Consider the following 17,930-nt stretch of genomic DNA (forward strand, 5'->3'; position numbering starts at 1 on the left):
ACACCGTGGCGAGGGATGGAGCGTGTGCAACAGTCGCCGTAACATTCGGTTATAGGTAAGCTATCGGACTTTAGCGCAGCCCCTTCTGCGCCTCGCCGAAAATAAGTCGCCTCCATGCCTTTTGAACTCAGCGTTGACCTCACCACCCTGGCCATTCTGGCCGTGGTTGCCTTTATTGCCGGTTTTATCGACGCCATTGCGGGCGGCGGTGGTTTGCTCACCACCCCGGCCCTGCTCACCGCCGGTATGCCGCCCCATTTGGTACTGGGCACCAATAAACTGAGTTCGACCTTCGGTTCGGCCACCGCCAGTTTTACCTTCTACCGGCGCAAGCTGTTCCATCCGCGTCAGTGGGTCCACGCGATCGTGGGCACCCTGGTCGGCGCGCTGCTGGGGGCCATCGTCGCCCATTACCTGCCCGCCGAATGGCTGAACAAGATGCTGCCGGTGATCGTCTTCGCCTGCGGTATCTACCTGTTGTTTGGCGGTACGCCCAAGGCGCCGCTGGACGCCGATGCGCCGATCAAGAAGAAGTGGCAGTCGACCCAGGGTTTGGCCCTGGGCTTCTACGATGGCGTGGCCGGTCCCGGCACCGGCGCATTCTGGACCGTCAGCACCCTGCTGATGTACCCCGTGGACCTGGTCAAGGCCAGCGGCGTGGCGCGCAGCATGAACTTCGTCAGCAACGCGGCGGCGCTGTCGGTGTTTATCTTCAACGGTTCGGTGGACTGGATTGTCGGCCTGAGCATGGGCCTGTCGGTGATGGTGGGCGCGTTCTTTGGCGCACGCAGTGCCATCAGCGGCGGCGCCAAATTCATTCGCCCGGTGTTTATCACCGTGGTCCTCGGCCTGACCGTGCGCCTAGCCTGGCAGCACTGGTTCAGCGTGGCCTAGACGGCGCGCCACATACAGGTCGATAAGGTAGCGGGCAATCGAGCGCGAGGCCGGCAACGGTGGCAACTGGTGGATATTGAACCACTGCGCATCTTCAATCTCGTCGGCCTGGGGCACGATTTCGCCACCGGCATACTCGGCGTGAAAGCCCAGCATCATGGAGTGCGGGAACGGCCAGCACTGGCTGCCCACGTACTGGATGTTCTGCACCTGCACCTGCACTTCCTCGTACACTTCGCGGATCAGGCAGTCTTCGGCAGATTCCCCAGGCTCGGCAAACCCGGCCAGGGTGCTGTAGACCCCAGTGACGAAACGCGGCGAACGCGCCAGCAGAATCTCATCGCCACGGGTGATCAGCACAATCATGCTCGGTGAGATGCGCGGGTAACTGCGCAGGTCGCAGGCCTGGCAGAACATTGCGCGCTCGCGGGGCACCTGCACCATCGCCTGGCCGCAACTGCCGCAAAAGCGGTGCTCGCGGGCCCAGGTACCGATTTGCGCGGCATAACCCAGGACTTTGTACAGACGGTGATCGCCCTGCAGCATAAACGCCCGCAGGCCCTGCCAGCGGCAACCCGGCACATCGCCAGGGCTGTTCAGCTCCAGCAGGTACACCGGCTCGCCGTCCAGATGGCCGATGCCATGTTCGGCCATCACCGACAGGTCCTGGCGCTTGAGCCATTCCCGGGGAAACAGCGGCCCGTTGTCATCGAGTAAAAAACCTTCGCGACTACGGGCCACAGCCCAGCCGCCGGGGGCGTCGTTGTCCAGCAGCGTTGTGGTGATCCAGCCTGGGGTCATATTCAGTCAATCCACGAATTCGGGTTTCTGCTTGCTCATATGGGCCGCAATGGCCACGCGCAGGTCGTTGGATTGCAACATAGCAGCGTTCCAGGTGGCAACGTATTCCAGGCCGTCGTTGATGCTGTGGTCACGCATATAGCTGATCATGGCCTTGGTGCCGGTCACGGCAATCGGCGATTTGGCGGCGATTTGCGCGGCAAGGTCCATCACCCCGGCCAGTAGGCAGGCGTGGTCGGCAAAGGTGCGGTTGACCAGGCCGATGCTGCGCGCTTCTTCGGCGCCGAAGGTGCGCCCGGTGTAGGCCAGTTCGCGCAGCATGCCGTCACCGATGATGCGAGGCAGGCGTTGCAGGGTGCCGACGTCGGCGGCCATACCAATATCGATTTCCTTGATCGAGAATTGCGCGTCATCAGCGGCGTAACGCATGTCGCAGGCGCTGATCAGGTCGATGGCGCCGCCGATGCAATAGCCCTGGATCGCCGCCAGTACCGGCTTGCGGCAATTATCCACGGCATTGAACGAGGCCTGCAGTTGCAGGATCTTGCGCCGCAGCAGGCGCGCATTGCGTCCCACGTCCTTGCCAAATTCGTTGGCCACCGAGGCCAGCATCATCAGGTCGATGCCCGAGGAAAAATGCTTGCCGGCGCCGCTCAACACCACGGCGCGTACAGCGTCGGTGTCGTCGATCCATTGGAAAATCTCGACGATTTCGCTCCAGAACGCCGCGTTCATGGCGTTGATCTTTTCCGGGCGATTAATCTGCACATGGGCGACGTTGCCGTGCAGTTCGACGACAAAGGCTTGGTATTCGGACATGGCAGTGATCCTTGACTGGCGGCTGATAAGGGCCGAACTATAGCAAGGGTGTATCAGGGCCGGTAAGGCTGTGCATGTGCCAAAAGCAGGACTGCATAAAAACACAAACCCGCTCTAGACAGACAGTTGCCGGTGTTTTCAGGTGGGCAACCATAGCCGCAGGCGTGCGCCGCCCAGTGGCGAGGCCTGGGCCGTGAGTGTGCCGCCTTGTGCTTCCACCGCCCGGCGGCTGATCGCCAGGCCCAGGCCGAAGCCGCCGGTGGCGCGGTCGCGGCTGCGGTCCAGGCGGTAGAACGGCTCGAAGATCCGGGCGCGCTGCTCTTCGGGGATGCCGATGCCATCGTCATCCACCCAGATTTCACAGCCCTTGGCGCAGACCTTGACGCCGATCTGGATCCGTCGCTCGCAATAGCGCATGGCATTGCGCAGCAGGTTTTGCAGGGCGCGGGCGGTGAGGCGTGGGTCGAGGGTAAAACGCTCCACGGCGCACTCCAGTACCACATCAATCACGATCTCCGGGTTCTCCAGCTCGTCGTCGATGCTGCCCAGGATGCTGTCGATAAACTCATCGAGCACCACTTCCACCCGCTCGGGCAGATGCGCCGGGTTTTGCTGGCGGCTGTAGGACAGCAGCTCCAGCACCAGCTCATCCAACTCGCGGATATGCGCCACCAGGCCTTGCAGGCGTTCGCGGCTGGCGACCGGCTGGTCTTCGGACAACGCCAGGGCCAGGCCGAAATCCAGGCGGGTCAGCGGTGTGCGCAGTTCGTGGGACACCGCGTTGAGCAAGTCCCTCTGCTGGTTGAGCAGGTGCTCGATGTCGTTGGCCATGGTGTCGAATACCGCCGCCAGGCTGCCGATGTTGGAGCTGGGGGGAATATGCGTACGCTCCTCCAGGCGGCCCCGGCCCAACTGCGCAGCGGTGACCTTGAGGCGCTCCAGGTCGCGCCAATGCGGGCGCAGCCAGATCAACAGGCCGCCCAGCAACGCCGCGCCGATCAGCACGTTCATGGTCCAGTACAGCAGGTTCATGTCCAGCGGGTCGGGGGGGATGGTCAATTTAACCGCCAACTGCCCATTGAGCGGCGAGCTGATCTCCTCCATCAAGCCCCACTCCCCCAGGCGGATCACCGGCTTGCCCTGCTCCAGCAGTCGCTCCTCGTCGGGTGTGTAGCGGGCGTCCTGGCGATGCATCAGTTGCACCTTCAGCGGCGCAAAATCCCGTGCCAATTGGTCGGTGACATCGGACCAGCGCTCCACCGGCCGGCTGTGGTACTGGCGCACGATCAGGCTCTGCAAGCCACGGGACTGTTCGATGTTGTAGTTCATGTAGCGGTCGTGGAAGACCTCGATGATGCCCATGGGGATCAAGTAGATCGCTGCGCTGTAGGTCACGATGGTCAGCAGGTAGAGACGGATCAGGGCGCGGAACATGGTGTCAGCATTCCCACTCGGAGCGGCTAAACAGGTAGCCTTTGCCCCATACCGTCTTGATCTTGCGCGCCTCGCCGGCATGGTCGTCGAACTTGCGGCGCAGCTTGGAGATGGCCACATCCACCGAGCGGTCGGTGCCGTTGAACTCGATGCCCCGCAGGCGCTGCAGGATCTGGTCGCGACTGAGTACTTCGCCGGCATGCCGGGCCAGCACCACCAACAGGTTGTATTCGCCGCTGGACAGCTCCACCGTCTGCTCGCGCCAAGTCACGGCGCGTTCCGACAGGTCAATGCACAGGTTGCCCATCAGGATCTGGTCGTTGGCCGCCTGTGGCTCGCTGAGGCTGCTGCGGCGCAACAGGGTGCGCACCCGGGCCAGCAGCACCCGTGGCTCGCAGGGTTTGGTCACGTAGTCGTCGGCGCCCATTTCCAGGCCCAGCACCTGGTCATGGCTGTCATCGCGGGCGGTGAGCATCAGGATCGGCAGGCCGGCCGAATCGGCGCGCAGCAGGCGGCAGACTTGCAGGCCATCGAGGCCGGGCAGCATCAGGTCGAGGATCACCAGGTCTGGTGGGTTGAGCCTCGCCCGTTCGCGCACATGATCGCCACGGCTGAGCACATTGACGTGATAGCCATTGCGCTCAAGGTAACTGGCAATCAGCTCGGACAGCGCGGCGTCGTCTTCGACCAGGAGGATGTTGGGCATGGTGTTTCCAAATAATACAGTTTCACATTAGATCGTCATTGATCAGAAGAGCTTGTTAGGATCCACAGCCGTGAAGGATATACGCACGCGCCTCGGCGTGCGCCGTACCTTACATTTCTTCACAGACCACCTACACAGCTTCACAGCACCGAGTCGGGGGCGCCCGTAGGATGCGCCAGTCAATATTGGGATAAGAGCATGTCAAAGAATCTGTTTGCGCCGTTTTGCCTGCTGGCACTGACCCTGGCCCTGGGTGCGTGTGGCAACTCCGCAGGCGACACCCCCGAAATGCCCCTGGCCAAGGTGCGGATCGAAACACTCGAAGCCAAGCCCCTGTCCATCAGCAGCGAGCTGAGTGGGCGGATCGTCGCACCGCGCATCGCCGAAGTGCGCGCCCGGGTTGCGGGCGTGGTGCTTCAACGGGTGTTCAAGGAAGGCCATGACGTCAAACAGGGCGACGTGCTGTTCCGTATTGACCCGGCGCCGTTCAAGGCCGACCTCGACAGCGCCCAGGCCAGCCTGCGCAAGGCCGAGGCCAATGCCTTCCAGGCGCGCCTGCAAGAGCAGCGCTACAGCCAGTTGGTCGAAGGCAATGCCATCAGCGCCCAGGACTACGACAACGCCCGCGCCGCCGCCCGGCAAACCGCCGCGGATGTCGCGGCCAACCAGGCAGCGGTGCAACGCGCCAAGCTCAACCTTGGTTATGCCACCGTGACCGCGCCGATCTCCGGGCGTATCGGCCGCGCGCTGGTGACCGAAGGCGCCCTGGTGGGGCAGAACGAAGCCACGCCCATGGCGCTGATCCAGCAACTGGACCCGATCCACGCCGACCTGACGCAATCCACCCGCGAACTCAATGACCTGCGCCGCGCTTTCCGCGGCGGGCATTTGAAGCAAGTGGGCCAGGACCAGGCCAAGGCCACGCTGATCCAGGATGACGGCAGCCTCTACCCGCTGCCGGGCAAGTTGCTGTTCGCGGAGATTTCCGTAGACCCCGGTACCGGGCAGATCATCCTGCGCAGCGAATTCCCCAACCCGGACCTCGACCTGTTGCCCGGTAGCTTTATCCGCGTACGGCTGGAGCAAGCGGTCGACCAGCAAGGCCTGAGCGTGCCGCAGCGCGCAATCACCCGTGACAGCGCCGGCATCCCCATGGTGTTGCTCGTGGACGCCGAGCAGAACGTCAGCCAGCAGCCGGTGGAGTTGGGCGCGGCGATCAATGATCGCTGGGTGGTCAACAGCGGCCTGAAGACCGGGGACCGCATCATCGTCGAAGGCCTGCAACACGCACGCCCCGGCGAAAAAGTCGAAGTGGATGCCAGCGTCGCGCCTGTCGCCCAGGCAGCCGGCCAGTAATCAAAGGGATCAGAGACAATGCCGCAGTTCTTTATTGACCGCCCGATCTTCGCCTGGGTGGTCGCCCTGTTTATCCTGCTGGCCGGCGCCCTCGCCATCCCGCAGTTGCCGGTGGCGCAGTACCCCAACGTCGCGCCGCCGAAAGTGGAAATCTACGCGGTGTACCCGGGCGCTTCGGCGCAAACCCTGGATGAAAGCGTGGTCAGCCTGATCGAGCAGGAGCTCAACGGCGCCGACCACCTGCTGTATTTCGAATCCCAGAGCAGCCTCGGCTCGGCCACCATCACCGCGACCTTCCAGCCGGGCACCGACCCGGAAATGGCCCAGGTCGATGTGCAGAACCGCCTCAAGGCCGTGGAGCCGCGCCTGCCGCAGGCCGTGACCCAGCAGGGCTTGCAGGTGGAGAAGGTGTCCGCCGGCTTCCTGCTGCTGGTGACTTTGACCTCCAGCGACGGCAAGCTCGACGACGTGGCGCTCAGCGATTACCTGGCGCGCAACGTGATGAACGAGCTCAAGCGCCTCGACGGCGTGGGCAAGGCCCAGCTGTACGGCGCCGAGCGGGCGATGCGGATCTGGATCGACCCGCAGAAGCTCATCGGTTTCAACCTGACCCCGGCCGATGTCAATGCGGCGATTACCGCGCAGAACGCCCAGGTCTCGGCCGGTAGCATCGGTGATCTGCCGGGCACCAATACCCAGGAAATCACCGCGTCGATTCTGGTCAAGGGCCAGCTCTCCACGCCGGCCGAGTTTGCCGACATTGTGCTCAAGGCCAACCCGGACGGTTCCACCGTGCGTATTGGTGATGTGGCGCGGGTCGAGATCGGCAGCCAGGAATACCAGTTCTCCACGCGCCTGAACGGCAAGCCCTCCACCGCCGTCAGCGTGCAACTGTCGCCCGGCGCCAATGCCTTGAGCACCGCGACCCTGGTGCGGGCAAAGATGGATGAGCTGTCGCGCTACTTCCCGGCCAATGTCGAGTACAAGATCCCTTACGACACCTCGCCGTTCGTCAAGGTCTCGATCACCAAGGTGATCTACACCCTGCTGGAGGCGATGGCGCTGGTGTTTGCGGTGATGTTCCTGTTCCTGCAAAACATCCGCTACACCCTGATCCCGACGCTGGTGGTGCCGATTGCACTGATGGGCACCTTCGCCACCATGCTGTTGCTGGGTTTCTCGATCAACGTGCTGACCATGTTCGGCATGGTGCTGGCCATCGGCATCCTGGTGGACGATGCGATTGTGGTGGTGGAGAACGTCGAGCGGATCATGGTGACTGAGGGCCTGTCGCCCAAGGAAGCCACACGCAAGGCCATGGGCCAGATTACCGGGGCGATCATCGGCATTACCCTGGTGCTGGTGGCGGTGTTCCTGCCGATGGCCTTTATGTCGGGTTCGGTGGGAGTGATCTACCAGCAGTTCTCGCTGTCGATGGCCACCTCGATCCTGTTCTCGGCGTTTCTCGCCCTGTCCTTGACCCCGGCCCTGTGCGCCACGTTGCTCAAGCCGATTGCCAAGGGCGAGCACCATACCAAGGGTGGGTTCTTCGGCTGGTTCAACCGGCGCTTTGAACAACTGACCGACCGCTACGAAGGCTGGGTTGCCTATGCCCTCAAGCGCAGCGGCCGCTACCTGCTGATCTACCTGGTCCTGCTGGTGGGCATGGGCTTCCTGTTCAGCCGCCTGCCCGCCTCGTTCCTGCCGGTGGAAGACCAGGGCTACACCATCACCGATATCCAGTTGCCGCCGGGCGCGAGCAAGAACCGTACGGTGCTGGTGGCCGAGCAGATCGAGGCCCATAACGCCACCGAGCCGGGCGTCGGTGATACGACGATGATCATGGGGTTCAGCTTCTCCGGTTCCGGGCAGAACGCGGCGCTGGCGTTTACCACGCTCAAGGATTGGTCCGAACGCAGCAGCGACGATTCGGCGGCCTCGATTGCCGATCGCGCCAACATGGCCTTTACCGAACTCAAGGATGCGATGGCCTATGCCGTGCTGCCACCACCGGTGGATGGCCTGGGTACCTCCAGCGGCTTTGAGTTCCGCTTGCAGGACCGGGGCGGCGTCGGCCATGCCGCGTTGATGGCAGCCCGTACCGAACTGCTGGCGGCGGCGGAAAAAAGCCCGATCCTGGCCAATGTGCGCGAAAGTGCCCTGGCCGAGGCGCCGCAAGTGCAGTTGGAGGTGGACCGCAAGCGGGCCAATGCCCTGGGCGTGTCGTTTGCCGATGTGGGCAATATCCTGTCCTCGGCCGTTGGCTCGGCCTACATCAACGACTTCCCCAACCAGGGCCGCATGCAGCGCGTGGTGGTACAGGCCGAAGGCGACCAGCGCAGCCAGATCGAAGACCTGATGAAGATCCATGTGCGCAACAACGCCGGGAAGATGGTGCCGCTGTCGGCATTTGTCGAAGCGCGCTGGGTCCAGGGCCCGGCGCAGTTGACCCGTTACAACGGTTACCCGGCCATCGCTATTTCGGGTGAAGCCTCACCCGGTCATAGCACCGGCGAGGCGATGGAAGAAATCCAGCGTCTGGTCAGCCAATTGCCAGCCGGCCTGGGCCAGGAATGGACCGGGTTGTCCTTGCAGGAGCGCTTGTCAGGCTCCCAGGCGCCGCTGCTGTTGATGCTGTCGCTGCTGGTGGTGTTCCTGTGCCTGGCGGCGCTGTATGAGAGCTGGTCGATCCCCACTTCGGTACTGCTGGTGGTGCCGTTGGGCGTGTTGGGCGCGGTCATGGCGGTGTCGCTGCGCGGCATGCCCAACGACGTGTTCTTCAAGGTCGGCTTGATCACGATCATCGGGCTGTCGGCGAAAAACGCGATCCTGATCATCGAGTTCGCCAAGGACCTGTATGACCAGGGCGAAGACCTGATTGACGCGACATTGAAGGCCGCACGCTTGCGTCTGCGACCGATCATCATGACTTCGCTGGCGTTCATTCTGGGCGTGGTGCCGTTGGCGATTGCCACCGGCGCCAGTTCGGCGAGCCAGCAGGCGATTGGGACCGGGGTGATTGGCGGCATGATCACGGCGACACTGGCGGTGGTGTTTGTGCCGGTGTTCTTTGTGGTCGTCATGAAACTGGTGCGCAAACGCAAAGATTGATCAGCCCCCTGCAGGAGCCGGCAAGCCGGCTCCTGCAGGAATAGGCTATGGTGCTCAAACATCCTGCATTTGTGAGCACTATGCCCTTCCTCGCCCGAACCCACCCTCGCCTGTCCGCTGCCGCCGTCCTGGGCCTGGCAATCGGCATCCTGGCGCCCTTCGATTCAATCCTCAGCAAAATCCTGATCGGCTGGAACGTCGGGGTCTGGACCTACCTGGTGCTGATGCTGCGCCTGACCATCCGTGCCAAGGCCGAGGACGTCAAGCGCATCGCCGAGGTCGAGGATGAAAACGCCGGCCTGGTGTTATTTATGGTGTGCATTGCGGCGATTGCCAGCCTGGCGACGATTGCCGTTGGCCTGGCCGGCAGCAAGGACCTGGGCACTGCCGAACGCCTGCTGCATTACGGTTTTACCGGGGTGACGGTGATTGGTTCGTGGCTGCTGATCGGGGTGATTTTCAGCGTGCACTATGCTCGTCTGTATTACACCTGGGAGGGCAAGGAGCCGGCGTTGCGCTTTGCCGAGGGGCTGCTGACCCCCAACTACTGGGATTTTCTGTATTTCTCCTTCACCATCGGCGTCGCCGTGCAGACCTCGGATGTGGGAGTGGCTACCCGCGCCATGCGCAAAGTGGTACTGGGGCAGTCGCTGATCGGGTTTCTGTTCAATACGGCGATATTGGGGTTCTCGATCAATATTGCGGCGGGGCTTTTTGCTTGAAGTTGCATCGGGCTTAGAACTAAAGCGTATTAATGGCAGGTTATTAGACTGTCATTCCTCACAGTAGAAAATCCCGTGCAAAGGCGTCTAATGCTTTCAGGCCAGGTGCCGAGTCAGGCCACGCATCACTCATGAGTCGCTGCCTTCGTATACTGTTAGTTCTGACAGTTTACAGCACACGCGCACTGCTATTTCATGACTCGAACAGAGCCCTCGAAACCTCTGTTATTCGCACAATCATCAGCGATGGAGAAGCGATCATGAGCGTACAAGCGCAACAGTTGTCCCCTGCGCAACAAAAAGCACTGTACCCCAAGGCCCTCAGCGCCACCGGTACATTCGACGCATTTATCGATACGATATCGGTCCACTTTCAGACTTTGACCCTGGTGCATGACCATGACGCGGCCATCTACCGCCTTCTAGCACGACATGCTGATAATGCAGTCACCGTGGAAAAAATCACGATTGAACTGCCCGACACCATTCGCAATGGGCAGGTATTAGAGCTGGATAAGTGGCAGTCCAATAAGGTCAATGTCTGGTATGCCGTCAAGTCGCCTACGATTCATTACGTCGTGCGCTGCTCCTCAGGAACGTTGATCATTAACAACCTGGAAGCCGGCATCATCAAAATCAGCGGCACGCTGAATGGCACCACCGATGAAGATGTCAACGGGAACCCACACACACTGGAAGTCGGTTTCGACGTAACCAGTTGATCGATTATGCAAGAGCAAAAAAACGCCCGTATCTTTCGATACGGGCGTTAATAAGCGTCAAGTCTTTACCAACTGTAGCGCACACCTACGTTGGCGCCCCATGGCTGCTCGACCCGGCCACCGCTGCTGTGCTCTAGGTCGGCGTGCAGTTGCAGGTTTTGCGACAACTTAACTGCGACGCCCGCACCGAACTCGGCGCGTGAACCCGATAGGTCATTGTTGAACTCATGGTTGTTCACCGCGACCTTATTGTTGTTGGCAAACTCATGCACCATCGCCGCCCGCAGGTAAGGCTGGAGTACGCTGCCACTGTCGAGCTGGATGTCACGCCCCACCGTCGCACCGGCCTTGGCCATGATCGAGCGGGTGCGCTCGCCATCGGCGTGCAGGCCATTTTTCATGTTGTAGTTGGCGCCCTGGATCACCACTGTGGACAGCTGGGCATACGGCTCGACGAAGTAACCGTCGTCCAGCTTGATGTTGCGACCGAACTCTGCCGACAGGCCACCGCCGGTGTTGGCGTACTTGCCCTTGGACTTGGTGCCGTCACTCAAGCCGACCTTGGACTCGTTATGGAAACGGTTGAGCTTGGCCACGGCGTCGAAATACAGACCGCTCTCGTCATCCAGCCAGGTTGCGTAAGCACCCACGTAGTAGCTCTTCACTGTGCCCGACGTACCGCGCTTGAGGTTCAAGCCCGAAGTACTATGGCCGGCCATCACACCCACCAGCCACTGGCTGTCGGCCAACGGCGTGTCAGCACCCAGGGTAAAGCCCTGCTGGTTCTGGTTGTAGCCAACCCCAGTGCTCTCGGCCACCTTGTACTTGTTGCCATAACCACGCATCCACACACCCGCCTGACCAGGCTCGAAACGCAGCTCGCCCATGCGCGTACGCAGGGAAGTCGCCTCGCCGTACCAGACCGTGGGGGCGGTATTGAACAACGCCATGACCGAGCGAGTAGCCGGGCTGATCACGCGGTTGTTCGGGTCGAGGAACCAATCGGTGCCATCCTTTTTCAGACCATAGGAATAGGCACCCACGTCGACGACATCGCCCGCCAGTGAGAACTGCGCGTCACCCCCGCCGGTATGCACGATACGAATCGCTTCGGGGTTGACCGGCTCTGTACCGCTGGCTGCGAGCAACAGGCTGTGACTGCCGTTGGCTTCGCCGCTGATGTTCAGGAAGTCCGTGATGCCGTTGGCAAAATCGGTACCCATGACGAAGGTGCCGTTGCCGTCGAGACTGTCCAGGTCCAACTGATAAAACGCATCGGTGTGGCCGAATATCACCGTACCGTCCACCAGGTTCAAGGCACCCACCTGGCTGTCGGCGGTCAACTCCCAGTACGACCCATTGCCTACGTTCAAGCTGGTGACATTCTGCAGCTGGCCTTTGAGCCCGGAGCTGTTTTCCAGGTTCAAATGTGCCGTGCTGCCATCTTCGACAATGACGTCGCCTTTCAACCGGCTGCTATCGACATTCATGCTCGCCTGGGCACCGCCGTTGACTTCCAGCAGCACGCCATTGCCACCGGTCAGGGTTGAGCCGTTGCGCACGTCGATTTCAACTTCCATCTCCTCGCCAGGGTGACCTTCCACGACAATGGCCGAGCCGTTGCGCCCTTCGACGCTGGAGTTATCCAGCACCAGTTTGCCGGCATCGCTGCTGCCAGCTTCGTTGGTAAACAACACGCCATTCTTGCCGCCGATGATGCTGCTTTGGCTGGCAGTCGCCGTTGCACCGTCGAGCCACACGCCATCACTATCGGCGCCGGTGCCTTCGACCACAGTGTTCTGATTGAAGTGCAACTCAGCATTGCCCGTGGCTATTGCCCCGCTCTTTTCCCCCCGGATGATGCTGTTGAACACCTGGGCAATGCCGCCCTTGTCGGAATTGAAACTCTGGTACGCCTGCAAACCGAAAGTTGTGTGGCTGATGATGGCACTGTTGCGAATGATGGCCGCACTGTCATCCAGGCGCACCGCCCCCCATATCGAGTGGTTGGATTCAACAGTGGCGCCGTCAACGTTGACGGTGGAGCCCTGCGTCGCACGGATATCTTCGATCCGGCTGCCGGTATTGACATTCAGCGTCGAGTCGTTGGCCAGGATATTTCCGGCGCGAGCACCGTTGACGGTCAGCTCGGACTTATGATCCAACTGCCAATCATTTTTCATCTCATGGGGGCCAATGGTCCTTGACTCACCGATCAGTTGATCCGCTTGGACGCTGGTGTGCATCGCTGCAAGCAGAAGCACGCTAATGGCTGGAACATGCATCATCTTGCTCAAGGGCTTGAGCTCGAATCTGGTAGGTAATGACATCGGGGGTTCACTCTCTGGGTAGCGCCTGTAAAAACGGCTTGGCTCGTTCCCGCGGAATGAAGCCTCACCTGTAAGGCGCAGAGGTTACGTAGTGAACGTACTGATGACTGTAGGACTAATCCGAGCAAAGCTTAGGTATAGGCACCGCAGTGGTATGGAAAACTGCACAACTGGCAAACTGATCCGTCCACAAGCCGTAGTCCATTGCTACCAGATGCACAAAAGGGAAGCCATGCTTCCCTTTTGTGCTTTCAGCAGTTTGTAGACTTGGAGGCGTTGATTCGTAGGTTAAGCAGATATGCCATCACAGAAAGAGTCAGGGTTGGAGAATATCGTGAATACTTCGGCCAACCGCCCGCGACCGATGCCTCCACCCGCCACGTTCGTGGTGTAGGTGACCTCGCAAGGGCCGAACGGCGCTTGAGCCAGGAATGGACGGTAAATGATATCGACATAAAAACCGTTGGCCACATCGGCAGCGGTCAAGGGCGCAGTTGTAATAGGCTCTACAAAGGGGCCCGGTGGGAGCTGGGGGTACTGGTTGGTGATAGTGACCGTAACCTCCACAGTATTGCCCACTACCAGCCTGACATCGCCCGGAATGAAAAGCATGGCAGCCAGGACCGGCGGCGAGCCAGGCATCCGTTGTACCAGCGACTGACAGGTCCATTCGCCAGCTATGAGATTCTCATACCTTGCCGGCGCCAGTTCCACCGTCACGGCATCGATCACATTGACCGTGGTAAGGGGCGACGGGTTCTCATTGATAGTGCCGGGGCCAATGACAGAATAGCTGACAGGCTGCAGATTGTTCCCGTGGCGGGCAACCACCGCCCAGGGAATGATAAACCTCGCGTCCTCGCCAGGAACCGTAGTGCTTAAAGGGAAAGGCCCGACACGCTCTTTGGAGGCGCCCCAATACAAGTAAAACTGATTGCCTGGGTGAGGCAGTGCCGCAATGGTCCAGAGTCGAATCACAATAGTCACAGGTCGGTCCGCATCGCCAATGCGCAGGGTATTCAACTCCTGTGAGTCCTCGCCAAACACTTGTGCCGGGTTCAGCCCAGGGTTCATATCGCCTGGTTCCAGTGTGCCCGGCAGTACAGGCCCCTCTACCGACAAGTCGAGCCGGACGTTTTTAGCGGGTGAGAGGAAGAACACACCGTTGCGATCAGTCCGGTAACGCACGCTTACCGCCTGAGGACCTAGCGTCGCGGTATAGGCGGCCTTGATCGCATCATTCATATTACTGAAAACTACCGGGAAGCCCGTGAGTTCAGTGGTTTGCGGGCCAAAGGGCTGGCTTTCCCATTGCGTCTCGAACTTGTCCAGTCCTGTAGCGAAATTAAGATACTGTTCGATATGGAGATTAATGCCCAGCACAAAGTCCGCAATGCTGAGCAAATCATCAGTGCTACCGTCACGTGGGGACGGTGCAAGCGGTAGGAATGGCTCCAATAGTACGGGGTCGGTCAGTAACGAGACCGTGCGAAACTCATTGAACGATGGGCGACTGATATTCCCTGCCCGGTCAACCATGGTGTAGAAAAAATAATAAAGCCCACTCAAGATGATCTGGCTGGCGGGCAGGAAGAAGGTGCTGTTGTCGGGTGGTGGTAGCAGAGGCACACCTGGGCCGCTCACCAGATACTCTGGTCGTGGGTCCATTACCGGGCTGAAGTAAACGTTAGCTATGTCCCCCGCTTCGAATCGCCCAGGCTGGGGACTGAAGGTGTTGCGGGGGATAACAATCTCCACGCCGCCATGATTTATCAGGAACGCATTGTCGATAATGGTCCCCGCTGGCGCATTAGCCAGCATCGGAACGGTGGGTTGTTCACGTGACGACGCTACAGCGTAGGGCGCAATCAGATCGACGCGAAACGCGGCAGGGTTGGACTCGTCCCGCGCAGCACCTGGTGCGCCATTGGAATTGCGGTATTGCACGACTTTGATCTCATAAAAGCCATGCGGGAACTCAAACTCGGGAGACGGCGCCGGAATGTATCTATCGATGATTGCGGGCACGGGGTCCAAGTTGATCTGGAATGGTTCCAGAAAGGGCCGCCAAGTGGGCACCGGATCGGTGGTTGTGCGAATTTGAATACCCAGCCAGTCGGTCGGTACCGAGATCCGCCCGGTTCGACACTCCACGGTGATACCCGCACGAGCAACGGACGCTGGAATAAGACCCGTTGCATTATCCAGTGCCTCGGCAATCGTGGGCGCATCAATAACCAAAGGTTCGGATGTAATGGTGACGTCAGGGGTGCTGCTCATATCAGTCTCTCCTTAGTACTTAATGTAGGCATCGCACAAACACTCATGAAGTGGCCGGACGGCCATCGCCCCGCTGCTTGAGTGACTGCCAGGTGACTGAAATCGCAGCAACACTCTTCCCAGCCGTATGACATGCGGCCAAACAAACCAACTTTGGATTTACCCGTCAGAAGTTCAGTGAAACGTACGCGGTGTTCCAACACTCATGACGCAAAGCACTCGCAATCAGGGTTCTGGGCCATTGCCGTCAATCCAGCAGTAGATGGGGTTTGGCGGGGGGGGCGAGGTATTCACTACCCGATCGAACGGCACATACCTAGAAGCAGACCGGCCAATGATCACGCCTCCCCTGGACACCGTGTAATGAGCTTCTCCTCCGGCGTTTTTTTTCAGGGGCCGAATCAAGCGCTCGACATCGAGTATCCAGAAGGCATAGCCGGACGCATCGCTGACCTCATCCCAGTAATGCGTGAGGGTTTCCACGATATTGGGGTCTGGATTGACATCCGGGTACAGCCCGTACCCCTGGAACCGCAGCGTAATCAGATCACCAGAACGGATGTCCGCGTGAGGGGCTATGAACACCTCGACACCGAACCAGATCGGAGGCTGGGTGCTGCAGGTCAAGTAGCCGTTAGGATGCAACTCCGATTGCGGGAAACGGGGCCGAGGGTAGTTGGAGGGCGGAAGGTCGGTTTGCAGCCTGACTTGCGCCACCAGTGAAAACATCGGATTGATGTTGCCGGCACGGTCTTGCAGGCGATAGAAGCAGAAGATCCAGAGCGCCCCCGGAAAACGACGAAACACCTCGCTGGGCACGTCCACGAATATGCGGCCGGTGGCGCTGGCCAACGGTGCAGAAACCAGGGTCGGCGCGCCGGTTGGCAAGATATTCATGTCTGAAAAATACATCGGCACCTGATCACCGACCTCACGCCCCAAATATCCCTGCGGGATTTCCATGGGCACCAGGGGGTTGGCGACCAGGTAGGCCTCGGTAATCGGATCAATAGGGAAAATGGCCGGTGGCAGCAACGCACCGCCACCGGGCGCATCGCGGTCGATCCTGATCGTCACAACCTCAGAGCTATCGACGCTGGGGCTGTTCGGCGTGCCGTTATGGATGCGAAACGTCAGATCAATAATTGCACTGTTCAGCAAAAATGCCTGGGGTATCTGCATCGGGTAGGGAAAGTCGGCGGCCGTCATCGGGTTAGGCAGCAACACCGGTGGCGTGTCGACCGGGCGGGCACCGCGGACGCTCCACTCGAACACCACATATTGGTCTCTGCCCGGACCCGGTAGAAACGCCCAGGGAGTGGGAATCAAAAGCTGTAGATCAGAGAAGTAAAATTGCACCGGCACCAACCCATCAGGCAGCGCGTCGACGACGATGGGCGCGTCAATCGCCAGGCTGCCTCCTGGGCCTTGGGGGCCATTCGCGCTCGATTGGCCAGCATTGTGGGTGCTCATCCAAACCTCCCTCTACACGCCTATGCATCACCTGATCACGGCGCTTGCGGCTCTGTTGGGGCAATTGAACACCTCCTGTGGTGCTGCGGATACTGTCAGAACTAACAGGTGCGCTCCCCGCTCGTCGGTTTGAGCGGCCTGACTTCATACCGATCCCAACAAATATTTTCTTGACGAGAGTGGCTGACTGGTGTTTTCTGAAACCGGTTTCAATGCCCAGCGCACTGCCACCTCACACTAATAAGAAAGGCCCCGCCGTGACTTCATTCTCCGCCGCCCAGCGCAGCCGCGTGACCATGCTTGATGTAGCCCAGCGCGCCGGCGTATCCAAGGCCAGCGTGTCGCGCTTTATCGGCGACGACCGCGCCCTGCTGTCCGACGCCATCGCCCAACGTATCGAACAGGCTATTGATGACCTGGGCTACCGCCCCAACCAGATGGCCCGTGGCCTGAAACGTGGACGCACGCGCCTGATCGGCATGCTGGTAGCGGATATCCGCAACCCCTATTCGATTGCCGTGATGCATGGCGTGGAAACCGCCTGCCGACAGCACGGCTATAGCCTGGTGGTGTGCAACACCGACCGCGATGACGAGCAGGAGCGCCAGCACCTGGCGGCGTTGCGCGCATATAACATCGAAGGCCTGATCGTGAATACCCTGGGCCATCACCGCGACCAGTTACTGGAGCTGCAACGGGAAATGCCCCTGGTGCTGGTGGACCGTAAGGTCGAGGCGCTGCACAGCGACCTGGTGGGCCTGGATAACCCACTGGCCGTGGGCATGGCCCTGGATCACCTGGAGCAACAGGGCTATCGGGATATTTTGCTGATCAGCGAGGCCGCCGATGGCACCAGCTCGCGGATTGAGCGCATGGACAGTTTCCAGGCCCAGATCAGCCGTCGCAAAAAAATGCACGGCGCTGTACTGGAGATAGACCTCGACCTGCCCCAGCGTTTGCAGACGTTTCTGGGCGCAGGCAAAGCCGGGCCTAAAGCCTTGTTCTGTGCCAACGGCATTGCCGCGCTGGCCTGTAGCAAAGCCCTGCGCGAGTTGGGTTGCCGATTGTTCGAGGACGTTGGCTTGATCGCCCTGGATGACCTGGAGTGGTACCCACTGGTAGGCAGCGGCATCACCGCCCTGGCCCAGCCGACCGAAGCCATTGGCGCCAGCGCTTTTGAGTGCTTGCTCAAGCGGTTGCGCGGCGATACCTCGGCGACCCGTTCCCTGGATTTTTCCCCGCAACTGATCGTGCGAGGCTCAACCCAACCCGTGTAGGCATA

General features: G+C 60.4%; 13 protein-coding genes. 6 read left to right on the top strand and 7 right to left on the bottom strand.

The window, feature by feature from the left end; translation table 11 throughout:
* Positions 1 to 114: 114 nt before the first annotated feature.
* Positions 115 to 894, top strand: a complete 780-nt coding sequence (locus HBO24_RS01570) for a TSUP family transporter (RefSeq protein ID WP_057436653.1) — start codon at positions 115 to 117, stop codon at positions 892 to 894.
* On the opposite strand, the gene nudC is transcribed toward HBO24_RS01570, so the two are convergent.
* The 4 genes from nudC to HBO24_RS01590 form a co-directional block, all read right to left on the bottom strand.
* Positions 862 to 1,695: an NAD(+) diphosphatase gene (gene nudC, locus HBO24_RS01575; RefSeq protein WP_170059187.1), complete on the bottom strand. Its 834-nt coding sequence runs from the start codon at positions 1,693 to 1,695 to the stop codon at positions 862 to 864. The genes HBO24_RS01570 and nudC overlap by 33 nt on opposite strands.
* Positions 1,696 to 1,701: 6 nt before the next feature.
* Positions 1,702 to 2,514, bottom strand: a complete 813-nt coding sequence (locus tag HBO24_RS01580; RefSeq protein WP_170059188.1) for a crotonase/enoyl-CoA hydratase family protein — start codon at positions 2,512 to 2,514, stop codon at positions 1,702 to 1,704.
* Between the two features lie 138 nt (positions 2,515 to 2,652).
* A complete protein-coding gene (locus HBO24_RS01585; RefSeq protein ID WP_170059189.1) occupies positions 2,653 to 3,948 on the bottom strand; it encodes an ATP-binding protein in 1,296 nt (431 codons plus the stop codon).
* A 4-nt stretch (positions 3,949 to 3,952) separates the two neighbouring features.
* Positions 3,953 to 4,654 carry a response regulator transcription factor gene (locus tag HBO24_RS01590; RefSeq protein WP_057436665.1) on the bottom strand — a complete coding sequence of 234 codons (702 nt, stop codon included), beginning with the start codon at positions 4,652 to 4,654 and terminating at the stop codon, positions 3,953 to 3,955.
* A 198-nt stretch (positions 4,655 to 4,852) separates the two neighbouring features.
* On the opposite strand from HBO24_RS01590, the gene HBO24_RS01595 reads away from it, so the two are divergent.
* The 4 genes from HBO24_RS01595 (at position 4,853) to HBO24_RS01610 (ending at position 10,565) form a co-directional block, all read left to right on the top strand.
* Positions 4,853 to 6,010 carry an efflux RND transporter periplasmic adaptor subunit gene (locus HBO24_RS01595; RefSeq protein WP_170059190.1) on the top strand — a complete coding sequence of 386 codons (1,158 nt, stop codon included), beginning with the start codon at positions 4,853 to 4,855 and terminating at the stop codon, positions 6,008 to 6,010.
* A gap of 18 nt (positions 6,011 to 6,028) precedes the next feature.
* A complete protein-coding gene (locus HBO24_RS01600) occupies positions 6,029 to 9,121 on the top strand; it encodes an efflux RND transporter permease subunit (RefSeq protein WP_170059191.1) in 3,093 nt (1,030 codons plus the stop codon).
* A gap of 80 nt (positions 9,122 to 9,201) precedes the next feature.
* Positions 9,202 to 9,843: a DUF1345 domain-containing protein gene (locus HBO24_RS01605; protein WP_115129403.1), complete on the top strand. Its 642-nt coding sequence runs from the start codon at positions 9,202 to 9,204 to the stop codon at positions 9,841 to 9,843.
* Between the two features lie 260 nt (positions 9,844 to 10,103).
* Complete coding sequence (locus HBO24_RS01610) at positions 10,104 to 10,565, top strand: hypothetical protein (RefSeq protein WP_115128278.1); 462 nt, start codon at positions 10,104 to 10,106, stop codon at positions 10,563 to 10,565.
* A gap of 65 nt (positions 10,566 to 10,630) precedes the next feature.
* Here the strand turns inward: HBO24_RS01610 and HBO24_RS01615 are convergent, their stop codons facing one another.
* The 3 genes from HBO24_RS01615 to HBO24_RS01625 form a co-directional block, all read right to left on the bottom strand.
* Positions 10,631 to 12,895, bottom strand: coding sequence for an autotransporter outer membrane beta-barrel domain-containing protein (locus tag HBO24_RS01615; RefSeq protein ID WP_170059192.1), 2,265 nt, complete (start codon positions 12,893 to 12,895; stop codon positions 10,631 to 10,633).
* Between the two features lie 288 nt (positions 12,896 to 13,183).
* Positions 13,184 to 15,175 (bottom strand): hypothetical protein, encoded by a 1,992-nt coding sequence (locus HBO24_RS01620; RefSeq protein ID WP_169960348.1) that lies wholly within the window; start codon positions 15,173 to 15,175, stop codon positions 13,184 to 13,186.
* Positions 15,176 to 15,400: 225 nt separating this feature from the next.
* A complete protein-coding gene (locus HBO24_RS01625; RefSeq protein WP_057959441.1) occupies positions 15,401 to 16,648 on the bottom strand; it encodes a hypothetical protein in 1,248 nt (415 codons plus the stop codon).
* Between the two features lie 257 nt (positions 16,649 to 16,905).
* Between HBO24_RS01625 and HBO24_RS01630 the strand changes: the two genes are divergently transcribed.
* Positions 16,906 to 17,925, top strand: coding sequence for a LacI family DNA-binding transcriptional regulator (locus tag HBO24_RS01630; protein ID WP_170059193.1), 1,020 nt, complete (start codon positions 16,906 to 16,908; stop codon positions 17,923 to 17,925).
* The last annotated feature ends 5 nt before the right edge of the window (positions 17,926 to 17,930 follow it).

Source organism: Pseudomonas sp. WS 5410, assembly GCF_012985645.1.
Classification (GTDB): Bacteria; Pseudomonadota; Gammaproteobacteria; order Pseudomonadales; family Pseudomonadaceae; genus Aquipseudomonas; species Aquipseudomonas shahriarae.